Raw genomic sequence first — 21,605 nt, 5'->3', positions numbered from 1 at the left:
AAACAATTAAAATAAGCAGATGAAAAAGAGCTTCTTTACGTTTTTGGCGAAATTGAACAAGGCCCTACTTCCCTCCTATTCAAAAAAACAATTGGATTTGTCCAAAGCCAGTAAATTTCAACTTGCGATTATCGGATGGAGATATTATGTGACCACGCGTGCCTTGTCCTAATAGGTAATCAGTGATTTTACCTCAAAGGAATGTATTCTTTCCCTTCCATTGAGAAATGAAAGTTCTATCAAAAAGTTACATTGAACGATAATACCCCCCAAGTTTTCCACCAATTTGGTAGTCGCAAAGGCTGTGCCCCCAGTGGCAAGAACATCATCATGTATTAATACCTTATCTCCCTCTTCGATTCCATCTACATGTATTTCTAGGGTGTCGGTTCCATACTCCAAATCATAGGACTCATTTAGGGTCTTATAGGGCAGTTTGCCCGGTTTTCTAATAGGAACAAATCCGGCCCCCAATCGTTCTGCCAACAATGGGCCAAATAGAAACCCTCTACTTTCCATACCAACGACCTTGTCTATGCCTTTATCCGTAAGCCCTTCCACCAAGGCATCTGCTGCCATTTTCAATGCTTTGGGTTCTTGTAAGAGCGGCGTTATATCCTTGAACAAAATACCGGGTTTGGGAAAATCAGGCACATCCCTGATATAGCTTTTAAAATCCATCTATTATAAAGGGTCTTAATTTTGTGGTAAATGTAAAAAGAAATATATTTGCACCCCATTAACGGCCTCGTGGCACTCCCGATAGCTATCGGGAGAATGGCACATCTAATAACGGCTCAGATGGTTGCAGGAATCACCGAAATATAGGTTACCTGTAAATAGCATAAAACGTCCTGGAATACGTAAAAATTCCAAACCGGCCTCGTGGCGCAACTGAATAGCGCATCTGATTACGGCTCAGAAGGTTGCAGGTTTGAATCCTGCCGAGGTCACTAAAAACCTCTGTAAACTCCATATTTTACAGAGGTTTTAAATTTTTAGGGGGCAAAATGGGGGGCACTTATTGTATGGTGCTTGCATTTGAGTCCTTTTAATAGAACAATCTATTCTTCATTTGAACTTTGATTTTATCTTACTTTTTCGAAATCTATAAATAAGAAACAATAACAATACTATTATTGAAATTGAAATCAAAAAACCATTATATCCGTACAAGCTAGTCATTCTAAATGTAGAATATAAACTGAGCCAAACGACGAAGCCAATAATAATCCATCTAGTATATTTCGAGCTCATTGTATCGTTTTTTTTGAACTTTACTTAAGGTGTTTGGGAAAATCCATTCGACCACCCAATACCCTTACAATGAAAATTTGATTTTCCATTAGATAATAAAATATTACATGTGCCTTGTAACGGTAACGCAGTAACATTTTATCCTTTATGGCCACATATCTCCTACCAAGTTCGGATTGTCGCCAAGTTCGGTCAAAACACTTTTAAGGCCCTTTGCATATTTTAAGGATTGCGTTTCCCCAAATTTTTCGACCGTGTATTTGGCAATGGACTTAAAATCGTCCCTTGCCTTTGCACTAATAACATAATTATTTTCCGGCATTGTGCTCGCTTATAGCTTCTTCCCAAATACTATCTATAGTAGCATCGGTAGGTCCGCTCTCGATACCTTCGATAAGGGCCTCGTTCAGATCGACGATTCGTTTTCTGCGCTCTTGATCCTTTCGAATTATGTCCCTAATATATTCACTGTCGTTAGTGTAGAACCCCTGCTCTATCAAACTTTTGACAAAGGCATCTTGTTGTTCCGTAAAAGTGATAGATTTTCTTATTACTGCCATAATGAACCAATATTAATAACTATGGTTCAATTTAATCCTTTTTTGAGGACAATGCAAGTGTTGTATTAATGAAATTAGTACACGCGTCACTTAAAGGCACTACAAAAACCTTAATTGATTTGAATCTAAAGCTTCCCCTCATTTGCAAAGCTATAAAATGAACCATGTGGTGTAACGATGATATGATCCAATACCTTGATATCCAATAACTCCCCAGCCTTCACTATTTTTTGGGTCAATTGAATATCGGCTTGACTAGGAACCACGACTCCACTGGGATGGTTATGCGTCAAGATAATGGCCGTAGACAAGGTCTTTAAGGCCGTAGCAAATATCAAGCGTATATCAACGATGGTACCGGAAATACCTCCCGTGGAAATGGTACAGATTCCTTTTACGGTATTGCAGTTGTTCAGATATACAACCTTAAAGGTTTCGAATAATTCAATGGTATTACGATCCCAGGAATCCATTATAATGTTGTTGGCACTACTGGCATCGGTAATTTTTAATTGATTGGCACTTCCATTGTTCTTGTAACTGATTTGAATTTCGTTCGCTCTTTCCATTGTTTTAAGATTTTGATGGCGAGCGTCCACCGGATTTTAAATGAATAAGCCAAATGTTCGCATTTGGCGTTTCATTTAGAATTCGGAGCTTGCAAAGCAAAATTTTGAACAACTTGGGAAGAAAGAATTACCAGTTACAAACGTATTTAGGCCAATGAAGGGCAACTATAAAGGCGAACGAACGCTCACTGCGTTCGTTTGTGTTTATGCGCGGTTTCGAGGGTGTTGAAAGACCGGAACCGAAAAGACGACCAATGGCGGACCAGCAAAGCGTGTCCGCTCGGGCATGAATGAAGGTGAAGGTTTTTCAACTTCCGCAGGAACATGGAAAACATTTAAACACTAAGTATCAATAATCATTTTTCATAATAAAGCATAAAAAGGAATTGTTTTTCATGGAAAGTAATCATTTTGCATACTATATTTGTAATCATATTTCATGAATAATGTCAAAAAGTAATCACTTTTCACGCAAAGTAATCGCTTTTCATGGTAGAGACCTGCCTGAAGAGGGCGTTTTAGTAGGCTATGCCTTCTTACTTCAAATTTTGGAAGAGCACACAGGTAGACGTTTACCAACCCCCGATGTTCGGCAATGGTCACTGATAAGCAACAACGCTACAATACCGAACAATGGCAAGTGTTCGCAAATCGTTATATGCCCTCAAAAGATGAGATCGCTCATTTAACATTCGCCTTGAAATACGAGGGCATTGATTTATTAATCTTAAAGGAATTCTTTCTTTATGCCGGTGATGGCCTTGTAAAGACCATGATGAAGAACGAACCCACCAGTCAATACTCACGACGCATTTGGTTTCTGTATGAATGGTTATTGGGCAAACAACTTGACATTCCCGATTTAAAGGTAGGCACCTATGTCGAAATCGTCAATCCAAAACTTCAATATGAGGGCCCCATTGAAAACAGTACCCGGCATCGCGTAAAAAACAATCTTCCTGGCACTCCTGAATTTTGTCCATTAATCCGAAGAATCGAAAAATTAGAAAAATTCACGGCAACCAAATTTCCTGAACTCATGGAAAAGGGCTTGAAAGGAAGAAACAAAGACTTGATCCGCAGAACGGCCGCTTTTCTATTATTGAAGGACTCCAAGGCATCCTTTGCCATCGAGGGGGAATATCCCCCGAACCTGCGAGCAAGAAATTGGGGCAAGGCTATTGGGCAGGCAGGAAAAAAACCTTTGTCCGTAGATGAATTGGAGCGCTTACAGGATATTGTTATCGGCACGAAGAAATTAAAGCATATGGGAATCCGTATAGGGGAAGGCTTTATCGGCGAACATGACCGGGAAAGCCTTTTACCGATGCCAGATCATATTTCTGCAAAAGCAAGTGATTTGACTTCGCTGATGCAAGGACTCATCGACACCAATAATAGACTTCAAAATAGCAGCTATGACCCTGTCTTGGCTGCGGCAAGCATTGCCTTTGGCTTTGTGTTCATACATCCTTTTTCCGATGGAAATGGCAGAATCCATAGGTATTTGATACATCATATATTGGTCAAAATGGGGTACACGAAACGGGACATGATTTTTCCGGTATCCTCGGCTATCCTGAACCGTATCGGGGAATATCAAGATGTTTTGGAGGCCTACTCCTCTCCTATACTAGATTTGATCGAATGGAAACCAACTCCAGATCATAACGTTGAAATAACCAATGAAACGATTGATCTATACCGCTATTTTGATGCAACCCGTCAAGCTGAATTTCTTTATGAATGTGTCGAAGAAACTATCGAAAAGATTATTCCCGAAGAGTTGGACTTTTTAGAAAAGTACGACCTAATGACCAACTTTATCAATTCCGTTGTAGCCCTACCTGATACCAAGGTCGATCTTCTAATTAAATTCCTAAATCAGAATAAAGGCAAACTTTCAAAGAACAAAAGAACTAAGGAATTTAATGAATTGAACGATGAAGAAATTGCGGCTATTGAAGCGTTTTATGGTTCAACTTTCTAATTCAAACCCATGCCATCGAAGAGAAAAACTAAAACCGAATCAAATCTTCATCTTGTTTAGCCATAGGTTCGAGAATACTTTTAGCCTGCCAAATAATCTTTTGGTAATTGTCCTGAATATCCATATCTGTTGCCCTAATTGGAAATTCAAAACCACTATCTCCTAATTCCTTATTGATTACAAATTCAGATTTTAAGATTTCCCTCTCGTTGCCTTCCGCTATTAGACCATAGAATTCCCCTGGTCGAAGATTCATTATATCGGTAGTTTTTACCCGGTCCCGTTCTTGAACGGTTTCGTTGGTACTTTTGTTCAAAGAATTGGTGTGCTTTCCAAAAATGGAGGATTGATAATAATTATCCCCATTACTGATTGTCTTAAACGTTTTGTCCGCCTTGCCGAACATTTGGGTTATCATCTGTGCGGAATCCTTATTTACCGTTCTACCAAAAAATTGGTTTCCCATGTTGGACAATAGGACCTGAGCCTTGTCCCTTCCATATCGGTCAACCATTTGACTAAAATCCTGACAGGCCAAAACCGTCGCCACCTTATTGCTTCGGGCCGTGGCAGGGGTCTGTTCCAGTTTGTTGATATAAAGCGTAGGCAGTTCGTCCACCAATACCACCGATTTATGTTTACCTGGTTGATTCATCTGTTTTAGAGCCACGGAAATAAGCAGGGAAATTACAGGGGCATAGGTTTCAGCCAAGGTGCTTTCATTGCCGATACAAAGGAATTTTGGGTTTAGGGGGTCGTTGATGTTTAAATCGAGGTCGTTTCCGGAGAGTATCCGAGAAAATATCGGGCGTATTCAGCTTCGCTAAATTGGTGCGTAACGTACTTACCACTCCTGCCACTTGGTTGGATGCCTCTTTATGTAACGCCTGTTTTAAACTGGCCGTAAAACCTGCAGCTTCCGGATTTGCCGATATCCGTTCCAACAATTGGGACATATCGGTGTGCAATATCAAACTTATCACATGGGGAAGGCTACAATAGTGGGGATGCTCCATTTTTAGATACCGAGATAAGCCCGGTCAGTACACTTTTGGCCTCCATCATCCAATAGTCCTCGTTCTTGATGTTCTTGGGGGATAGGTTGTACATCAAGGTGCGGGCATATTCGTGGGCGTAGGCAATTTTAGGTAACAGTTCGGGTTGTAAGGGATTTGTCCGGGCGCTTCTCCGGGCTTCCTTGAAATCGATAAAATACGGGTGGACTATCCCCTCCCCTTTTTTCAAATTAGCAAATAGCAATCGGGTTAATTCAGGGGATTTAAAATCATAACATATTCCCGAATAGTTTTTGGTAACAGCCTGTATTACTATGGGGTGTATCAGCGAAAGTGTCTTTCCACTCCCCGCTCCTCCTTGGATATAAATACCCCGATATGGATTCTCCAACAAAACGTTCTTGTCATCAACCGTAAATCGGAAGCCCTCCGGACTGTCATCAACCTCATCGATAACTACCGGGCTTTTCTTGAACAGGGAACGTACCAAAGCGTATATCCGATATGCGATTCAACCCAAGACGAAACATGGGATAAAAAGTGCCAATGGAAAAAATATGGTTAGGGGAAAAGAAACAAAGAGTGCCGAGAAAAAAGTGCATCCTGCTGACACGCTTTAAAAACAGAAAGTAGACTACAAAAGCGACAAAGCGCATTAACAGATGTATGATGGGGTGCGTCCCTCCCATCAGCAATTCCATAAATACCGCCTTGTCCATGTGCTTATCTTGTCATTTGGTTGTTCCTACTTTTTATCCTCTCTTTTTCAATACCATTGCGCCTTTTTATTTTTTTGGAAATAGAGGGATTTTCTATGGTCTGATTCTTTTCCTGTTGTATGGCCAATTTCAACACCTCTTTCTCTTCTAGAGTACCATGCTTTAAAACCCGAAGCGTCTCAAATTTCTCCTCCAGGCCTCTCTTATATTTGAACATCTCGTCAAAGGTGTACTCGTTCCGTTGTTTCCATTGTGAACGGTCAAATCCGCCATTTACCTTTTTTCCGTTCAAGACCCGATTCGTGCTACTACGGGCATTGGCCAAGGGGCTCAGGTTTATCCGATAATCTTTGTGCATTCTCGAAACGGTAATATGTACATGGGACTGCAGCCCTTCTTTACGTTCCCCGCTTTTGGCCTTGCCGACCATGACCTCCCTATCGGTTCCCTTATAATATCTTCTGTGCTCGATCTTGGCAAACCAAACCAGTTGCTTCTCTGTAATTCCCTTATTAAAATTGTCCGCATAATTACGCATGGCCTGTCGGGTGAACAATCGGATAACCTCATTGTAGTCCTGTAACTCCCTATCGTTCAATTCGCCTATGTCCGTTATGGGTCTTTTGGCCAAGGTCGATGTCAGGTGGTCCAGTTCCTTTTTGCTAAAATTCAAGGTCACCGTAAAATATCGATCCTGCTTTTTTGCCAGCCCCTTATTTCTGCTATTCCTATCTACCAAATCGATTGCCCTAATGGTTGTTAGCGTGTTTTGTTCCTGGTCGAAGAAAAACTGTTGTCGATGTCCTAGACCCTCCTTCTTCAGCACCTTATTTTCCTTATTCAGGTAATGTCCGTATTTGGAGCAACTGCCCTTATTGTCTTGGGAAGTGGTATGAACAATACTTACGGGCATCATCCCCCAAATTTTATCCGTTCAAAAATCTTGTTCAGTTCCTCAATAAGCTTTTTGAAGAGAAAGTCGGTACGTTCCCCGTTTTTGTTCAATTGCGTCTGAATGGGATATAGGATTTCCGATTCCTGGGTCTTAAAGAAAGAAACGATACGCCTATCGATGACCTTGATCATCTCGCTGGCGTTCTTCCCTTTTATGGCTTGGGGGTCGGTTCCCGTTTTTTGGAAATAGAGGATCATTTCCTCAGTAAATTTTCCAATATTCCTATTGTGCTCCTGGGCCAACTTTTTGAGTTCCCTATGACTCCTTTCATTAATGATAATACTCTTCTTCCGCATGTCGATTCCTTTCCCAAATGTCCTTTTTTGGAACTGCGAAACCCGTGCACTAGGGTAATTGGTGCATATCAAGACCCGTAAATAATTGGTTATCAGAAATCTTGAGGGTTTGTAGAAAATGATTTCCGATGCAGGACTTTCTATAAAATTAGGTGTTGAAAATCAACTGATTGCACCATTCGTTATAAGAAAATTATAATACGCTATAATTGCAGAATAACCTCTTAAAGCAGGCATAGCCTGCGTTGGCCCGCCGCAGGCGCAAGCAGGAACCACTGCAACGCATGGTTCCTGCTTGCTATCTTTCTTTTTTGAAAGATACTTCGTGAGCCCATTCGCAATAAATAATAAATAGTATCCTCAATGTGTGGTCATATAGTCCTGCCAAATGACGAGAACATATTTTTCCTTTCCATTGTCGTTCTTCAATAGAAAACCATATTCGTAAACAAAAAAATAAACGTCTCCCTTTTTATTCTTCCAATAATGGGTAAAATATTTTGGGTCAAAGCCCTCCCCTGTCAGTTCACTTTTCCTGATAATCGTATACCCCGATTTGTTGTACTTTTTTAAAATCCGTCTGTTCAATTTCAATTGCCTATCGACCTCAAGGTAAAAGACCTCCGTTTTCTGACGATTCTCATATTGGTCTATGGACTTACATTTTTTAGAACAGAACTTCTTATCGGACTGAGCCTAGAACGATAGCTCCACAAACAGGACAAGTTTTTGAGTTAGTCATTTACAAACGCATATTATAGACATAATATACCGATTAAAATATGAAACTTCGATAAACTTGTTCTATGAACGCAATGAAATCAATAACGCTTTACCATTTAATGATCGATGATCGTAAAATGATAGGCATCAAGTTTTCCCCGGATAGGCTTATACAGAACCTGATCAAGGGTCTACCAAATCCTAAATGGAGCGAAAAATACAATATGGCCTACATACCCAATACCAAGGCCAATCTTGGCATCGTCTTCAATACGTTCAAAGGTGTGGTCCGGATAAACTACAATCGATTTTTTACCAATAGACCGGTAAACACCAAAAATGAAATTGTTGATGTGTCCTGGTTCAGGAAAAGAAAACCTATTCCCAATTATAGATATTGTCCCGAGGAATATCTATTGAAGTTGGAGTTAAAACGATATTCGTTTAGTACGGTAAAGACCTACGTATCCTTCTTTGAAATGTTCATCAACTATTATAAGGAAAAAGAGCTACATACGATTGACGAGAGTGATATCAGGGCGTTTTTACAGTGTCTTATACGGAAGAAGGTATCCAATTCTTATCTGAACCAGGCGATTAACTCCATTAAATTCTATTACGAGGTAGTTTTAGGTATGCCCAACCGCTTTTATGAGATCGAAAGGCCCGTAAAAGAATCAAAGCTACCGAAGGTCATTTCCAAGGAGGAAATCATTGCGATTATCGAGAACACCAATAATCTTAAGCACCGTTGTATTGTAAAACTTTTGTATGGTTCAGGCCTTAGACGAAGTGAGCTTTTGAATTTAAAGATAAACGATATAGATAGCAAGCGAATGCTGGTCAGGGTCGAAGGTTCCAAAGGTAATAAGGACAGGTATACTTTATTATCAAAATCAACACTTGATGATCTTCGTCTCTATTACAAAGAATGGAAACCTCAGGAATATTTGTTCGAGGGAAGGAAGGCATCGAAATATACCGCAGAAAGTGTATTGAACATCGTCAAAAAGGCAGCGGAAAAGGCTGGTATAAGAAATACGGTCACCCCACATATATTACGGCACAGTTTTGCGACCCATCTTTTGGAATCAGGTACAGATCTTAGGCAGATCCAAGTACTTTTAGGCCATGGATCCAGCAAGACTACCGAAATATACACCCATGTGGCGACGAATACCTTTAAGAACATTAAAAATCCATTAGATTAGTCCGGATAAAATAGAAATATAGTAACTTGTTACTATATACAACCGTTAGCGTAAATGCCGTTATTATTGGTCGGGGGTCTTTTTGGAATTTAAGGGTCTCTTTTTCTCCGGTCAGTACTCCCCTGTTTTGGTTTCGGTGCTCTTAAAAAAATAATTATCGGTTCGGGGCCTTCCCTTTTTTGCCCCGGTACGCAAGGGCTGCGCAGAAAGGATCCGACTCGGACTTGTAAAAAGCTTTCCAATCTGTTCGCAAGGGGTACGCAAGCAGAACGCAGACTTCCCACTCCGTGGTGGATTAAAAGGGCAAAAAGGGTACGGGAACAAATGGCAGTGTCCCTTACCTGCCCATGAAAAGGGGAACGCCACGGTTACGCTAACAAAACCTATAATTAATTGCTCGGCCTGAGGACTGTATGAAAATCCTAGACGGATTTTCAAACCAAGCGTCTATTTATCGTATTTTGGGCCGTGAACGCCGCAACTAATCATAGCTCGGGCGTTAGAGAACAGTGGGGCAAAGCCCGACCAAACATGGCACGGACGAACCGTTAACAAAACCTGAACCGACCTTTTACTCGGTCGCCATTAATACCCAGTCCGACCTCCCACTCGGACGAAAAAATAAAAAAAGAAAACCCATTTTGTATTTGGAGGTAAAGCGAGGCCATCGAAAAATGTTCGCTCCCTTTTTATCAAGTTCAGGCAGTAAAAAATAAATAATAAAACCGTTCTCTAACACCGGCTATAATTCATTGCTGCATTTTCGCTAAATTTAAAACTATAAACCATTAACAGGGCCCGATTTCTCCCGGACAATTTCCGTTGGAAATGTCCGCAACGAAATCATAGCCCAACCGTTAGCGTAAATGCCGTTCAAATTTATTGGTCGGGGTTATTTTTGGAATTTAAGGGTCTCTTGTTCTCCGATCCGTACTCCCCTGTTTTGGTTTCGGTGTTCTTAAAAAAATAATTATCGGTTCGGGGCCTTCCCTTTTTTGCCCCGGTACGCAAGGAGTACGCAGAAAGGATCCGACTCGGACGTGTAAAAGGCTTTCCAATCTGTTCGCAAGGGGTACGCAAGCAGAACTCAGACTTCCCACTCCGTGGTGGATGAAAAGGGCAAAAAGGGCACTGGGACAAAAGAAAATGTCCGCTTTCTGCCCATGAAAAGGGCAACGCCACAATTACGCTAACAATATATATAATTAATGCTGGCCGATTTTCCTAACGGAAAATCTACGTATATTTAAAAGCGATGGTACTGGCCGAAATCCTACGGGTTTCAACCCGCACTAATCATACACGAACCGTTAGCCACAAGCTAAAAAGCCAGCCGCACAAACAGCACATTTGGTTTTTGCCGACACGAAAGCCAACGCAGAAAAAACCAAAAGAGCTGTTTTTCGCCAACGCTCGAAAGGAAACTCATTGAAATTTTGTAGCTTTGCAACAATCTGATGAAAATTTTAACTTACATATTAGCCTTCACGGTAATCTTTCTCTCGGTAAAACCAGCGATTGATGCTATTCCGTTTTCGTCAGAAACCCAACAGACTTGCTGTAGCAGTAGTAAGTGTAATCCAATTTCTGACAATCATAATTCAGAAAATCAGAACGAACAAAAAGATAACGGAATGTGTAATCCATTTCAAATTTGTGGCTCTTGCCTTTTGATTTGTGTTAGTACACCTTTTTTTCCAGCGTTACAGACTGATTTTTCAACCGAAGAGTTCTTCGGATACCAATCATTTATAGCTTCTCAATTCATTTCTGACTTTTGGCAACCGCCACAATTTGTTTAACAACACTTTCGACCACAGAAAAGAACCGAAACTTCGGTTCAACTTTTAGTTAAACAATTTAAATTCAGAAAAATGAAATTTTCAAATATTTTCGTTATGGCTATCACATTTATGTTAGCCTCAACAACAGTAACTTTTGCACAATCGACAAAAGAAAAAGTGCAAATTGCGGACACCACAAAAACTTTAACAACCAAAGTTAAAGGCATTACTTGCTCGACAGACCTAAAAATGATTTCGGCAAATGTCGAGAAACTAAAAGGTGTAAGCACTTGCAAAGCAGGAAAAACAGGACCAACAACCACATTTGAAATAGTGTATAATCCAGCTCTGATTACAGAAAAGGAAATACATTCAGCAATTCAAAATACAGGAAGTTGCGAAAATCCTGACGAAAGACCATACAAAATAAAGCAGTAAACAGATTTAAGGCAAAGCGTAATTGAATTACGCTTTGCTTTTCAACTCATTTAAAAAAGAAACAATGAAAAAATATATATTCATTGTTGGTTTGCTGTTTCCGTATGCCTTGTTTGCACAAAGTATTTTAGGAAAGGTAACCAACGAAAAAAACGAACCTCTTGTTGGAGCGAGTGTCTTTTGGGCTAACACAACCATTGGCACAACAACAGGCATTAAAGGCGAGTTTGAACTTACTACAAAGGATATTTCGCCTAAACTTCTGATAGCTCGTTATGTCGGACATATTGCAGACACCATAGAAATAACGAACCAAACATTTGTAGAGTTTAAGTTAGAGCAGTCTCAAGAGCTTGATGAAGTGGTTGTAAAAGGACAACGAGACGGAGTAATTATTTCAAATCTCAATCCAATAAAGACAGAACAGATTACGCAAACCGAATTAGGAAAAGCCGCTTGTTGTGATTTGGCAGGATGCTTTGAAACACAAACAACTGTTCAACCACAAACCACAAACGTCATAACAAATTCAAAAGAGCTTCGTATTCTTGGACTTTCAGGCGTGTACAATCAAGTTTTGATTGATGGTTTTCCAATGATACAGGGCTTGACCTATACATATGGGATTAGCAGTATTCCAGGAACTTTAGTAGATAACATTTACATTTCAAAAGGGGCAAACAGCGTTTTACAAGGTTTTGAGAGTATGAGCGGACAAATAAATGTAGAGACCAAAGAACCTGACAAAACCGACAAACTTTTGCTAAATGCCTATATCAACAGCTTTTCAGAAAAGCATTTGAACGCCAATTATGCAATAAAAAAAGGAAAATGGAGCAACTTGACAGCTCTTCATACGGTGCAACCAGCGAATGAGTTTGACAGGGATAACGACAATTTTCTCGACTTACCAAAACTTACTCGATATATGGTTTCCAATAAACTAAAATATGGAAATGACGCAGATTGGGGTTGGAACAGCCGAATAGGATTGCGATATGTAAACGAACAGCGGATTGGCGGACAAACCAGTTTTAACGAAAACAATGATAAAGGAAGTACAGAAGTTTATGGACAAACGGTAAATATCAATCAGCCCGAAATTTGGACGAAAACAGGCTATCGCTTAAACGACCAACACAATTTTGTTTTATTCGCTTCAAGTTTTTATCAAGACCAAAAATCCTACTTCGGAACTGTAAAGTATAATGCCAACCGAGACCAACTTTTATGGAAACCTTCAATATGAATTCAATTACGGCAACAACTCGCTAAAGACAGGGTTTAGCTTTCGTCATTTGAATTTGGATGAAGATATTTCCTTTACAAATAACAACTTGCAAAGAACGTATGCAGGCAATTATTTGCGAAACGAAAACATTGCAGGTGTATTTGCAGAAAATACCTTAAAGTTACTCAACGATAAACTGACTTGGATTGCAGGAATACGAGTTGATAATCACAATCAATTTGGCACAATAGTAACGCCAAGAACACTTTTAAAATATGATATTGCACCAAACACCATTGTACGTGCAAACATTGGAACAGGATGGCGAACGGTCAATTTGTTTAGTGAAAATATTGGTTTATTGGTAAGTTCACGAGACATTGTTTTTTCAGAACAACTTGAACCTGAAAAAGCATTGAATACAGGTATTAATCTTACACAGAAATTCAATGGCGAGAATGTTACAGGTTTTTTTAGTGCGGACTATTACCGAACTGATTTTCAGAACCAAATATTTCCCGATTACGATACAGACCCAACAAAGGCAATCATTGAAAACTTCTCAGGAAAGAGCGTAAGCAATACATTTCAGGCAGAAGTCTATCTAAATTTTTGGCGACAGTTTGAATTTAAAACAGGCTACAGCTTTTTAGATGTTTATCGGGAAATTGACGGACAAAAAGTGCTATTGCCATTCAATCCAAGACATAAAGTAGTAACGACTTTAGGCTACAAACCATTATCCAAAAAGTATCACGTAGATATGAATATCCATTGGTACGGTCAACAACGATTGCCAAATACGCAGAGCAATCCACCGGAATTTCAACGACCTGACTTTTCAGAAAATTATGTGCTTGTAAATGCTCAATTTACATACAACCTGAAAAAGTTTGAATTGTATGCAGGTTGCGAAAACATTTTTGACTTTAGGCAAGAACGACCGATTATAGGTTGGCAAGACCCATTCGGTCAGTTTTTTGACACAAGTTCAGTTTGGGGACCAACTCGCGGGAGAGAATTGTATGTAGGAGTTCGGTTTAGAATTCCGAGTGAATAAACCAACGCTAAAGCCATACACATTTGCAATTCGCTTCAGCCGACACACAAGCCAAAAATTGCAAAAGAGTATGGCTTTTCCAACGCAGAAAGAAAAAAGCCAGTGGCTAACAATGTGTATAAGCAATAGCGGGTTCTGTGCTATTTTGAAACTAAAAAGTGTAAATTTAAGGTCAGTGTAATTTGACAGTTTTGTGGGTTAAATCCGCTACTGCTCATACACGAGACCGTTACCACATACTAAAATTTTGCTTTCCAAAAGTTAAAAACAACTACTTCCCTATTTGGTTTCGGGCTGAGTAAAATCAAGTAATCGCTTTTTTGTAAACAAAAAAAAATTAAAGCAAAATTTCCTTCTATTAAAATTCTGTAGTAAACTTGGCAGAAAGAACACAGTTCGTAGCAATAGGGAAAGTTTTGGGCGTTTTGGCTGTCTATAAAATTCAATATTTTCGCTTCAAATTAACTTTTAAATACTTGCGGAATGATGTTAGCACGTGGTAACAATCGCTACAACGCAGTGTTCGGGCAGTCAACTTTTGGATAAAATCCTGCGGATTTTATCCAGGCTATCGTTTTTTTGCTTACTTTTGGTATAATTAACCACACCGACGCTGTAGCGTCGACCGTTACCTGCAATGACAAAAATAGAAATAAACTTAAATAAGCAACAATATGGTCACTCAAAGAAAAAATAACAGATTTATAAAAGTCATTGTACTAGCAGTCGCAAGCATTATTAGTATAAACTTTTCTGCAACTGGACAGACTTTACAAGATATTGGTGGCAGTATTCAATCTAAACCACAAATAACCATATATACCGCTAAAGAAATAATCACCATGAATCTTGCACGACCAAAAGCGGAAGCAGTTGCCGTGGTCAATGGAAAGATTCTTGCCGTTGGTACATTGGAAGAATTGCAAAAATTAATAGGCGATCAACCAACGTGGATTGACAAAACCTTTAATGACAAAGTAATCGTTCCTGGTTTTATAGCACAGCATGACCACCCGGTACTTGCCGCTCTTACAATGGCCTCTGAGGTGTTATCAATTGAAGATTGATCCTTACCCGGCGGTATAAAACCAGGGGTCAAAGATAAAAACGATTTTATGACACGGCTGTCCGTTGCCGAGAAACTTATGAAAGATTCCGATGAACCATTGGTTACCTGGGGGTATCATCCAAGTTTTTATGGATCACTTACCAAAGCCGATCTGGATAAAATCAGTACAACCAGGCCGGTGCTGGCTTGGTTGCGCAGTTGCCATGAGATTGTATTGAATACAAAGGCACTCAACAAATATGGAATCAATCAAGCCTTTATAAAAACATGGGGAGAAACGCCTCAAAAACAATCAAACTTCGCAGAAGGACGTTTACGGGAGCAAGGTATGTTCGCTGTGGCACCTAAAATTGCAACCGTATTGGCAACACCTGAAAAACTGGAAACCGGTCTGAAAATAATGAGAGATTATATGCATTCGAAAGGTATTACCTTTGGCAATGAACCAGGTGGAATACTTGTAAAACAACTGCAGGACGCTGTTAACTCAGTGATGTCGGGTAATGATATGCCTTTCAGGTGGAGTTTTATTGCAGACGGTAAAACTCTTTGCGACAAGTATAAGGATGACGCAAAGGTACTGGAAGAAGCTGGTAAATTAGAAAACTGGTACTATGGCAAAACATCGCTTTCTAAAAATCAGATTAAGCTTTTTTCTGATGGCGCAATATATTCTCAGCTTATGCAAGTGAGAGAACCCTACCTCGATAATCACCATGGTGAATGGATGACTGATAAGGAAGTATTTGAAAGAGCCTTTCGGATTTTCACGGGATGCAGGATATCAATTACACATTCATGTAAATGGTGATGCAGGGTTAGACAGGGTGCTCAATACGTTGGAAGAAAATCTGCGAAGAAATCCAAGATTTGATCACCGGACAGTGATAGTTCACTTTGCAGTTAGTCAGAAAGATCAGGTGGACAGGCTGGCCAAACTGGGATGTATTGTTAGTGGCAACCCTTATTATACCGCCGCACTGGCGGACAACTACAGCCAGTTTGGATTAGGACCGAGAGAGCAGACAATATGGTACGCATGGGCGATGTGGAAAAAGCAGGTGTTTCCTTTTCATATCACAGCGATATGCCTATGGCACCAGCTGATCCATTATACTTAATGTGGTGTGGGGTAAACCGAATCACGACCAGTGGGAGAGTTGCTTCACCGGACTAAAAAGTAAGTCGTGAAGGAGCCTTAAAAGCAGTTACAATTGAGGCTGCATATTCACTAAAATTGGAAGATCAGATTGGTTCTATTGAGTCAGGAAAACTGGCCAACTTTACAATTCTGTCCGACAACCCAATAACCTGTGATCCATTAAAGATAAAAGACATAAAGGTTTGGGGCACTGTGGTAGAGGGTAAAAAACAGCCAGTGGGAAACAAAAACATTAAAGGTTCAATAGGATACAATGGTTATTTCGACTCAGATTCTTTTGCTTTTGAAGCTTTGAATCATATTAAGCGTATTGTTACTGTTCATGACCACTGAAGAACCATACAGCCATATGCAGGTAACATTGTGTATAAGCAATAGCGGGTGTAGTGCTAATGTGAAACATAAAAGTATACATCAAAGGTCAGTGCTATCTGAAAGTTTAGTGGGTTAATATCCGCTACTACTAATACACAAAACCGTTGGCATCAATTAAAAAAAGTAAAATCAATAATAATGAATCTGACAAAATTACTTTTAATTTTATTTTTACTGGTACTAATTCAATCATGCTCAAACAAAATGAATAAAGTTTTACGGGTAAGCGGTATAAAAACCGAATGTTCTGCGGGAGCAGGGAAAATGCAATGTTTAAACATTTATAGGGGAGAAGATATAAACAACCCTAATTGGGAAAACTTCTATGCTTCTATAAAAGGCTTTGAATTTGAAGAAGGTTATCTTCAAAAGATTGAGGTCAAGGAAACCCGATTAGATAAAAACGAAGTACCTGCTGACGGCTCTTCTATTAAATACGAACTTATAAAAGTATTGGATAAGCAAAAAGATATTCGCTCAGAACTGAACGGTGATTGGACTTTAGTAAAACTGAACAATGCACCACTTAACAGAATGGTAGCTATACCAACTATCACCATTGAACTCTCTAAAAAAGTATTGGCAGCAAATGGAGGTTGCAATAATTTTACAGGTCAAATAGAGACTCTGACTGCTTCCGAAATATCTTTAGGAACAGTGGCAGGTACTAAAAAAGCGTGCATCAACAAAAATGTTGAACCTGAGTTTCAAAAAACACTTAACTCCATATCGACTTATCAAATACAAGGCGAGACGGTTATATTTTTTGATAAAACGGAAAAGAAAATTCTTGAATTCATAAAAGAAAAGCCAAATAATCCAAATCAAAGACTTCATGATATTTGGGTAACTACAAGAATAAATGGAAACCCCATTAACCGTATGTCACCGATACCGAGAATGGAAATTAACCTAACCGACCTGAAGGTGTTCGGATATGATGGATGCAATCAATACTCAGGAGGGATAAAGAAAGTGACCGAAAACCAAATTGTTTTTGGAAATCTTGCCTCCACCAAGAAAATGTGCCATAAAATGGATACTGCTGAGGCTTTTATCAAAGCAATTAATCAAGTAGCCTTTTATAAATTAGAAGGACTGAATTTGATTTTGATGAATGAAGAAAATGAAGAAGTATTGGCTTTTCTAAAAGGAGATTAAAAAGAAGATAACTGATGCCAACAATGTGCAAAATGCCAACATCCTCCAAACGTCGGTTACTGCATTTGCACAAACCGTTATGGTCACAATCAGCTGAAGCTGACTTGCGTGGCTACGTGCTGCGCACTCCCGCCCCACAAGCAAGTGTGACCATAACGACCTGCTAAACCAAATTGCTAAAACCCTTTCTATTATCTACAGCTCCAGCTGACGCACTCAAGTGCTCAACGTGCCATAACACGGAGCTAAATGCAATTTGGATCAGGCACTCTAACTCCCAATTCAATAAAATGGCAATCCACGATAGCTGCGCCATCTAATTGACAAACAATGCCATGATGCCAACAGTCCAATATCATGGCATTTTTATCCATTTTATTGTATCTTCGTTATCATACCTGAACTGCGTTTAGCAGGTCGTTGTGGGCAATTTAAACCAACCGCCTGAAGCTAAATGGCTTAACCGAAATTAAGAATAAATCCTATCACCAAGATCAAATCTGGTATGGTTGTACAGTTCTTTTTGACCAAAAAGGTTATGATTAATTTAAATAAGTTGGATTGAAAACACTCAAAGAATTGAACCGCTGTTGTCGGTTAACAAAATTAAAATATCAATAAAATGAAAAAAAGTATTCTATTAGCTCCGGTATTGATTGTTGCGTTTGGGCTTCGTTCCTTCGCGCAGTCTGAAGAAAAGGGTTGGATAAAACTATCGGAAAAAACTGTGTCTTACATGGCTGAAACAGATAAAGTCAATATGCTTGGCAAAAAACAAAACATTTCTACAATAAAGTTAAAGTGTATTCGGGGAACCGTTAAGCTTAAAAAGCTACGCGTCAAAATGTCCGACGGCACAGAAAAAGAATTCTCTCCAAAAGGCACCGGTGTTTTTACCAATGGGATGTCATCTTTTGCGTTTAAGCTACCTGGAAATGATACTAAATTAAAAGAATTAGAAATTGATTATGACTCAGCTGGGAATATCATATTTACTAAAAGGGCAAAAGTTGAAATATGGGCCAAATTACGAGAATAAATGAAAGTAAACGTTTGAAAAAGTAAGCTTTGGCCCACTTGTTTATTTTTGATGAAAACTCATTAAAAATAAATCCAATGCAAATACATTCAACAAAGATTACAGAATGCATAGAAGAAGGCAAAAGCGTTTATAAAAATGATTAAATAGGAATTATTATGTGAATAAAACGTAATTAATTACTTGCTGTGCTTTGCATCTTTTTAACACTTGATGAATCTCCATAGGGAAGAACAGTTTGGCAAACTCAGCCGTATTTAATTCCACCAGATGGGGCAGACCTAGATTACAGCGGTTATCCAGCAATTCCTAGTGATAGTGTTGTGACGTCATTGTATAAAAAAGCGTTTAAAAACAACTGTTAAGTTTTCACCCATGGCAATGGTGATGCGGCAATGGACCGAGATGATACGTACAATGAAGCCTGCCATAGAAGAATTTGGAAATGATGACCGAAGAAGTGTTCTTATCCACGGTCAATATGTTCGGGAAGATCAACTTGATTCTTTTATGGAATTGAATGTCATTGCTTCATTATTTCCGCTACATACCTATTACTGGGGAGACTGGCACAAACAGATTATTGGAGATAGCCTTGGAAACTCTATCAGTCCTACCGAGAACAGCCTTGGATAAAGGTTTGAGGATAACCATCCATACAGATGCACCTGTAGCCCTGCCAAATTTAATGAGGATGGTCGGGATTTCAGTTGAGCGAAAGTCCCGTTCAGGTCAAGTGATTGGTGCGGATGAGAAGACAACTCCCTACGAAGCGCTCAAAGGCATTACAGATTGGTCAGCCTATCAGCATTTTGAAGAAGACACCAAAGGAACTCTTGAAAAAGGTAAGCTTGCCGACTTAGTTATTCTTGATAAAAACCCTTTAAAAGTGCCTGAAGAAGAAATAAAAAACATTATAGTTTTAGAAACTTATAAAGAGGGTAAACAAGTTTATAAAAGGTAACCCTAATACCAAGTTTGGTGTTTTTTTGATTGTAGTAGAATTTACCATTCCCAGCCAAATCCTGTAGTAAAGATATAATCTAATGCTTTTCCTGCTTCAGCTGGTCTATTATCATAATTGAGATTATAACCTGCTCTGATGTAAAAATCCTCAATAAAGAGATCATCATACTTTACATCGAATCTAAAGTCTACTCTAGTGCGACCGAGACTTAACATTGGTATCTGAAAAAATTGTAGGGTATAGAATTATATTGGTGAAAAGCTCTAAATCACCGAGATCATATATGTTTAATTCTGTTTTCAAAAATCCCTCAAATGATTTTCTATTCGGTGTTGTTGTAGTAATTCCTTGCTCGGATTTAAAATAGGTAAGAAGCTTTCAGTATTATACGCAAAACCAGCCAAAACATTCCAATACATCGTATTAGAATATTTTAAATAATTACCAATTCCCATTTTACTTGTTAAGCGTAAGTCTAAGGATTGTTCTGTATTTGATAGTAGATTTACGCTTGCGCCAAGAACCCAATCTTCAGGCAAAATATAGAGAAATTCAATTCCAGCATCATTTCTCCGTATATCTGACGCATCATCTTGTTTGGTCAATAACGTGTTATAAAATAGTCTAGTCGTCCACTTATCCGCCAAATATCCCATCCTTAAATTACCGTTTAGTTGTTGTTGGTTATTAGCTTTAGTTAATGTGAAACCAAAATCTATATTAGCAGAAAGACGGCTTAAAAAACCACTATCTATACTTTTTATGTAAACAACATCACTTTGATTAACAGTTAGGTAATCCCCTTCCCCTTTGTGAATTATTAGTTTTCCAATACCTGAACTTTTTAATGTTCCATTAGTTCTTAGCCCATCAGAAAGCGCTATGAAGTAACGCTGAGTTGCCTTTAATTCTTTAACGTCTTTCCATTTAATTTTAAAATCTGAGTCTGAATATGATGGTTCAATAGTCAAAACACCCTTGAACATACTTTTTAAGTCTCCTACAATAAAATCTCCGTTATTTAGCACGAGAGAATCATTTTGTGAGAAACTTGTATAGTGAATAACAAATATTAATAAGAAAAGTGTGAAAAGTTTATTCATTATATTTAAAAAAAATTTATGAAAACATTCTATTAATTAGTAAATATAAAATTTTTGTTTATTTAAATAATAATAAAATGTAAATGTTGTACATAACAAAGGCGAAAAAAGCATTATAATAATTGTTGTCTTGTTATTAGTCTTTTACTAAAGAATTCTCTCAAAAATAAATAATATGAAATATAAATTTTTAAGTTTGATCTTGATAGCTTTCTGTTTTCATAGTATAAAAGCACAAAATACAAAAGAAGAAATAGACCCTTCCAAGCCTACTAATCTTTACACACAAATTAACACATTAGGTGAATATAACGCTTATGACGGTTTTGCAACTTATGGTACAAGAGTTAATTTTCAATATGCTTTCAATCCTAATAATCTTTTATTAGGAGAAGTACCGCTATTGTATAATGATGCAACAAATGAATTTGGGCTTTCAGATGTTAGATTGCGTTACTTTAACGTAGTAAAAAGAAATATATCAAGCACTATTATAGCCATTGCGCCATTTACTGATATTACAATTCCAACAGGTTCAGCTGAAAAGGGTCTTGGCTCTGACACCTGGTCTATTGCGGTAGGTGGAGTGGTCGGGCTTGTTTTGAATAAAAACATATCCTTGTTTCCTGGAGTTAATTATGTGTATTTAACAGAGCCTAAAGAAAGTGGTTTAGGGTTTCAAACCAACATGAGCTTAAGTTTTAGTAAACAAGCATTTGTGTTTTTAAATCCTATTGTTACAATGTTTGATTTTGACACTATTTGGCAAGCTGAAGTTAACTTTAACTACATAATTACCCCAAATAAATTTAAAGTCAACACAGGGTGGTATCCTAATTTTACAAATGATATAAATACAATTAGAATTGGAGCAACGTTTTTTCTTTAGGATAAGAAAATAATATTTCAAAAGAATCACA

Annotated in this window: 25 protein-coding genes, 1 tRNA gene and 1 pseudogene; 16 read left to right on the top strand and 11 right to left on the bottom strand. The window is 38.5% G+C overall.

Annotated features, from left to right (window positions below; translation table 11 throughout):
• Positions 1 to 19 precede the first annotated feature (19 nt).
• Positions 20 to 172: an SsrA-binding protein gene (locus NYZ99_RS05040; protein ID WP_260574145.1), complete on the top strand. Its 153-nt coding sequence runs from the start codon at positions 20 to 22 to the stop codon at positions 170 to 172.
• On the opposite strand, the gene NYZ99_RS05035 is transcribed toward NYZ99_RS05040, so the two are convergent.
• Positions 169 to 681 carry an adenine phosphoribosyltransferase gene (locus tag NYZ99_RS05035; RefSeq protein WP_260574143.1) on the bottom strand — a complete coding sequence of 171 codons (513 nt, stop codon included), beginning with the start codon at positions 679 to 681 and terminating at the stop codon, positions 169 to 171. The genes NYZ99_RS05040 and NYZ99_RS05035 overlap by 4 nt on opposite strands.
• A gap of 198 nt (positions 682 to 879) precedes the next feature.
• Between NYZ99_RS05035 and NYZ99_RS05030 the strand changes: the two genes are divergently transcribed.
• Positions 880 to 953: transfer RNA gene (locus NYZ99_RS05030), tRNA-Arg, on the top strand.
• 324 nt (positions 954 to 1,277) lie between these two features.
• On the opposite strand, the pseudogene NYZ99_RS22795 reads toward NYZ99_RS05030, so the two are convergent.
• The 3 genes and pseudogenes from NYZ99_RS22795 to NYZ99_RS05015 all read right to left on the bottom strand — a co-directional run bounded on the left by NYZ99_RS22795 (position 1,278) and on the right by NYZ99_RS05015 (position 2,386).
• Positions 1,278 to 1,579, bottom strand: a pseudogene (locus NYZ99_RS22795) (type II toxin-antitoxin system RelE/ParE family toxin).
• Positions 1,566 to 1,817: a type II toxin-antitoxin system ParD family antitoxin gene (locus NYZ99_RS05020; protein WP_260574139.1), complete on the bottom strand. Its 252-nt coding sequence runs from the start codon at positions 1,815 to 1,817 to the stop codon at positions 1,566 to 1,568. Before NYZ99_RS05020 ends, NYZ99_RS22795 begins: the two are co-directional and overlap by 14 nt.
• A gap of 125 nt (positions 1,818 to 1,942) precedes the next feature.
• On the bottom strand, positions 1,943 to 2,386 hold the full coding sequence (locus NYZ99_RS05015; RefSeq protein ID WP_260574137.1) for a JAB domain-containing protein: 444 nt from the start codon (positions 2,384 to 2,386) through the stop codon (positions 1,943 to 1,945).
• Positions 2,387 to 2,981: 595 nt separating this feature from the next.
• On the opposite strand from NYZ99_RS05015, the gene NYZ99_RS05010 reads away from it, so the two are divergent.
• Positions 2,982 to 4,376 carry a Fic family protein gene (locus tag NYZ99_RS05010; protein ID WP_260574135.1) on the top strand — a complete coding sequence of 465 codons (1,395 nt, stop codon included), beginning with the start codon at positions 2,982 to 2,984 and terminating at the stop codon, positions 4,374 to 4,376.
• Positions 4,377 to 4,404: 28 nt separating this feature from the next.
• Here the strand turns inward: NYZ99_RS05010 and NYZ99_RS05005 are convergent, their stop codons facing one another.
• The 6 genes from NYZ99_RS05005 to NYZ99_RS21355 form a co-directional block, all read right to left on the bottom strand.
• On the bottom strand, positions 4,405 to 5,088 hold the full coding sequence (locus NYZ99_RS05005; protein WP_260574133.1) for a type IV secretory system conjugative DNA transfer family protein: 684 nt from the start codon (positions 5,086 to 5,088) through the stop codon (positions 4,405 to 4,407).
• A gap of 7 nt (positions 5,089 to 5,095) precedes the next feature.
• Positions 5,096 to 5,392: a hypothetical protein gene (locus NYZ99_RS05000; protein ID WP_260574131.1), complete on the bottom strand. Its 297-nt coding sequence runs from the start codon at positions 5,390 to 5,392 to the stop codon at positions 5,096 to 5,098.
• Positions 5,370 to 5,882: a type IV secretory system conjugative DNA transfer family protein gene (locus NYZ99_RS04995; protein WP_260574129.1), complete on the bottom strand. Its 513-nt coding sequence runs from the start codon at positions 5,880 to 5,882 to the stop codon at positions 5,370 to 5,372. The genes NYZ99_RS05000 and NYZ99_RS04995 overlap by 23 nt, the downstream gene beginning before the upstream one ends.
• 233 nt (positions 5,883 to 6,115) lie before the next feature.
• Positions 6,116 to 7,027: a DUF5712 family protein gene (locus NYZ99_RS04990; protein ID WP_260574128.1), complete on the bottom strand. Its 912-nt coding sequence runs from the start codon at positions 7,025 to 7,027 to the stop codon at positions 6,116 to 6,118.
• Positions 7,024 to 7,362, bottom strand: coding sequence for a BfmA/BtgA family mobilization protein (locus NYZ99_RS04985; RefSeq protein ID WP_260574127.1), 339 nt, complete (start codon positions 7,360 to 7,362; stop codon positions 7,024 to 7,026). Before NYZ99_RS04985 ends, NYZ99_RS04990 begins: the two co-directional genes overlap by 4 nt.
• A gap of 360 nt (positions 7,363 to 7,722) precedes the next feature.
• Entirely contained in the window at positions 7,723 to 7,950 is a 228-nt protein-coding gene (locus tag NYZ99_RS21355) for a hypothetical protein (protein ID WP_338039318.1), read from the bottom strand.
• 218 nt (positions 7,951 to 8,168) lie between these two features.
• Between NYZ99_RS21355 and xerA the strand changes: the two genes are divergently transcribed.
• The 12 genes from xerA (at position 8,169) to NYZ99_RS04920 (ending at position 19,579) form a co-directional block, all read left to right on the top strand.
• Positions 8,169 to 9,296 carry a site-specific tyrosine recombinase/integron integrase gene (gene xerA, locus NYZ99_RS04975; RefSeq protein WP_260574126.1) on the top strand — a complete coding sequence of 376 codons (1,128 nt, stop codon included), beginning with the start codon at positions 8,169 to 8,171 and terminating at the stop codon, positions 9,294 to 9,296.
• 1,874 nt (positions 9,297 to 11,170) lie between these two features.
• A complete protein-coding gene (locus NYZ99_RS04970) occupies positions 11,171 to 11,518 on the top strand; it encodes a hypothetical protein (protein WP_138259784.1) in 348 nt (115 codons plus the stop codon).
• Positions 11,519 to 11,582: 64 nt separating this feature from the next.
• Positions 11,583 to 12,767, top strand: coding sequence for a TonB-dependent receptor (locus NYZ99_RS04965; RefSeq protein ID WP_260574125.1), 1,185 nt, complete (start codon positions 11,583 to 11,585; stop codon positions 12,765 to 12,767).
• A complete protein-coding gene (locus tag NYZ99_RS04960; RefSeq protein ID WP_260574123.1) occupies positions 12,727 to 13,809 on the top strand; it encodes a TonB-dependent receptor plug domain-containing protein in 1,083 nt (360 codons plus the stop codon). Before NYZ99_RS04965 ends, NYZ99_RS04960 begins: the two co-directional genes overlap by 41 nt.
• 674 nt (positions 13,810 to 14,483) lie before the next feature.
• A complete protein-coding gene (locus NYZ99_RS04955) occupies positions 14,484 to 14,876 on the top strand; it encodes a hypothetical protein (protein ID WP_260574115.1) in 393 nt (130 codons plus the stop codon).
• Positions 14,877 to 14,954: 78 nt separating this feature from the next.
• Entirely contained in the window at positions 14,955 to 15,689 is a 735-nt protein-coding gene (locus NYZ99_RS04950; RefSeq protein ID WP_260574114.1) for an amidohydrolase family protein, read from the top strand.
• A complete protein-coding gene (locus tag NYZ99_RS04945) occupies positions 15,625 to 15,999 on the top strand; it encodes an amidohydrolase family protein (protein WP_338039317.1) in 375 nt (124 codons plus the stop codon). Before NYZ99_RS04950 ends, NYZ99_RS04945 begins: the two co-directional genes overlap by 65 nt.
• 116 nt (positions 16,000 to 16,115) lie before the next feature.
• Positions 16,116 to 16,373, top strand: coding sequence for an amidohydrolase family protein (locus NYZ99_RS04940; protein ID WP_420845185.1), 258 nt, complete (start codon positions 16,116 to 16,118; stop codon positions 16,371 to 16,373).
• 180 nt (positions 16,374 to 16,553) lie between these two features.
• Positions 16,554 to 17,576 carry an META domain-containing protein gene (locus NYZ99_RS04935; protein WP_260574106.1) on the top strand — a complete coding sequence of 341 codons (1,023 nt, stop codon included), beginning with the start codon at positions 16,554 to 16,556 and terminating at the stop codon, positions 17,574 to 17,576.
• Positions 17,577 to 18,198: 622 nt separating this feature from the next.
• The gene (locus NYZ99_RS04930; RefSeq protein WP_260574104.1) at positions 18,199 to 18,615 is read left to right on the top strand and encodes a hypothetical protein; all 417 of its coding nucleotides are present in this window, start codon (positions 18,199 to 18,201) and stop codon (positions 18,613 to 18,615) included.
• A gap of 375 nt (positions 18,616 to 18,990) precedes the next feature.
• Positions 18,991 to 19,251, top strand: a complete 261-nt coding sequence (locus NYZ99_RS04925; RefSeq protein WP_260574102.1) for a hypothetical protein — start codon at positions 18,991 to 18,993, stop codon at positions 19,249 to 19,251.
• Entirely contained in the window at positions 19,244 to 19,579 is a 336-nt protein-coding gene (locus tag NYZ99_RS04920; RefSeq protein ID WP_260574100.1) for an amidohydrolase family protein, read from the top strand. Before NYZ99_RS04925 ends, NYZ99_RS04920 begins: the two co-directional genes overlap by 8 nt.
• Positions 19,580 to 19,881: 302 nt before the next feature.
• Here the strand turns inward: NYZ99_RS04920 and NYZ99_RS04915 are convergent, their stop codons facing one another.
• Positions 19,882 to 20,610, bottom strand: coding sequence for a DUF481 domain-containing protein (locus tag NYZ99_RS04915; protein WP_260574092.1), 729 nt, complete (start codon positions 20,608 to 20,610; stop codon positions 19,882 to 19,884).
• A gap of 250 nt (positions 20,611 to 20,860) precedes the next feature.
• Between NYZ99_RS04915 and NYZ99_RS04910 the strand changes: the two genes are divergently transcribed.
• The gene (locus NYZ99_RS04910) at positions 20,861 to 21,574 is read left to right on the top strand and encodes a hypothetical protein (protein ID WP_138259773.1); all 714 of its coding nucleotides are present in this window, start codon (positions 20,861 to 20,863) and stop codon (positions 21,572 to 21,574) included.
• Positions 21,575 to 21,605 lie beyond the last annotated feature (31 nt).

Source organism: Maribacter litopenaei, from assembly GCF_025244665.1.
In the GTDB taxonomy this organism is placed as follows: domain Bacteria; phylum Bacteroidota; class Bacteroidia; order Flavobacteriales; family Flavobacteriaceae; genus Maribacter; species Maribacter litopenaei.
The sequence above is the reverse complement of the archived record's forward strand: the minus strand, read 5'-3'. Positions and strand labels throughout refer to the sequence as shown.

Excerpts from the sequence above, each read along its gene's own strand:
- NYZ99_RS04990 (WP_260574128.1), bottom strand. The coding sequence starts at position 7,027 with ATGATGCCCGTAAGTATTGTTCATACCACTTCCCAAGACAATAAGGGC.
- NYZ99_RS05040 (WP_260574145.1), top strand. The coding sequence starts at position 20 with ATGAAAAAGAGCTTCTTTACGTTTTTGGCGAAATTGAACAAGGCCCTA.
- NYZ99_RS04960 (WP_260574123.1), top strand. The coding sequence starts at position 12,727 with ATGCCAACCGAGACCAACTTTTATGGAAACCTTCAATATGAATTCAAT.
- NYZ99_RS04910 (WP_138259773.1), top strand. The coding sequence starts at position 20,861 with ATGAAATATAAATTTTTAAGTTTGATCTTGATAGCTTTCTGTTTTCAT.
- NYZ99_RS04985 (WP_260574127.1), bottom strand. The coding sequence starts at position 7,362 with ATGCGGAAGAAGAGTATTATCATTAATGAAAGGAGTCATAGGGAACTC.
- NYZ99_RS05000 (WP_260574131.1), bottom strand. The coding sequence starts at position 5,392 with ATGGAGCATCCCCACTATTGTAGCCTTCCCCATGTGATAAGTTTGATA.
- NYZ99_RS04925 (WP_260574102.1), top strand. The coding sequence starts at position 18,991 with ATGGCAATGGTGATGCGGCAATGGACCGAGATGATACGTACAATGAAG.
- NYZ99_RS04935 (WP_260574106.1), top strand. The coding sequence starts at position 16,554 with ATGAATCTGACAAAATTACTTTTAATTTTATTTTTACTGGTACTAATT.
- NYZ99_RS05035 (WP_260574143.1), bottom strand. The coding sequence starts at position 681 with ATGGATTTTAAAAGCTATATCAGGGATGTGCCTGATTTTCCCAAACCC.
- NYZ99_RS04930 (WP_260574104.1), top strand. The coding sequence starts at position 18,199 with ATGAAAAAAAGTATTCTATTAGCTCCGGTATTGATTGTTGCGTTTGGG.
- NYZ99_RS04970 (WP_138259784.1), top strand. The coding sequence starts at position 11,171 with ATGAAATTTTCAAATATTTTCGTTATGGCTATCACATTTATGTTAGCC.
- NYZ99_RS04955 (WP_260574115.1), top strand. The coding sequence starts at position 14,484 with ATGGTCACTCAAAGAAAAAATAACAGATTTATAAAAGTCATTGTACTA.
- NYZ99_RS04950 (WP_260574114.1), top strand. The coding sequence starts at position 14,955 with ATGAAAGATTCCGATGAACCATTGGTTACCTGGGGGTATCATCCAAGT.
- xerA (WP_260574126.1), top strand. The coding sequence starts at position 8,169 with ATGAACGCAATGAAATCAATAACGCTTTACCATTTAATGATCGATGAT.
- NYZ99_RS05020 (WP_260574139.1), bottom strand. The coding sequence starts at position 1,817 with ATGGCAGTAATAAGAAAATCTATCACTTTTACGGAACAACAAGATGCC.
- NYZ99_RS05010 (WP_260574135.1), top strand. The coding sequence starts at position 2,982 with ATGGTCACTGATAAGCAACAACGCTACAATACCGAACAATGGCAAGTG.
- NYZ99_RS04965 (WP_260574125.1), top strand. The coding sequence starts at position 11,583 with ATGAAAAAATATATATTCATTGTTGGTTTGCTGTTTCCGTATGCCTTG.
- NYZ99_RS05015 (WP_260574137.1), bottom strand. The coding sequence starts at position 2,386 with ATGGAAAGAGCGAACGAAATTCAAATCAGTTACAAGAACAATGGAAGT.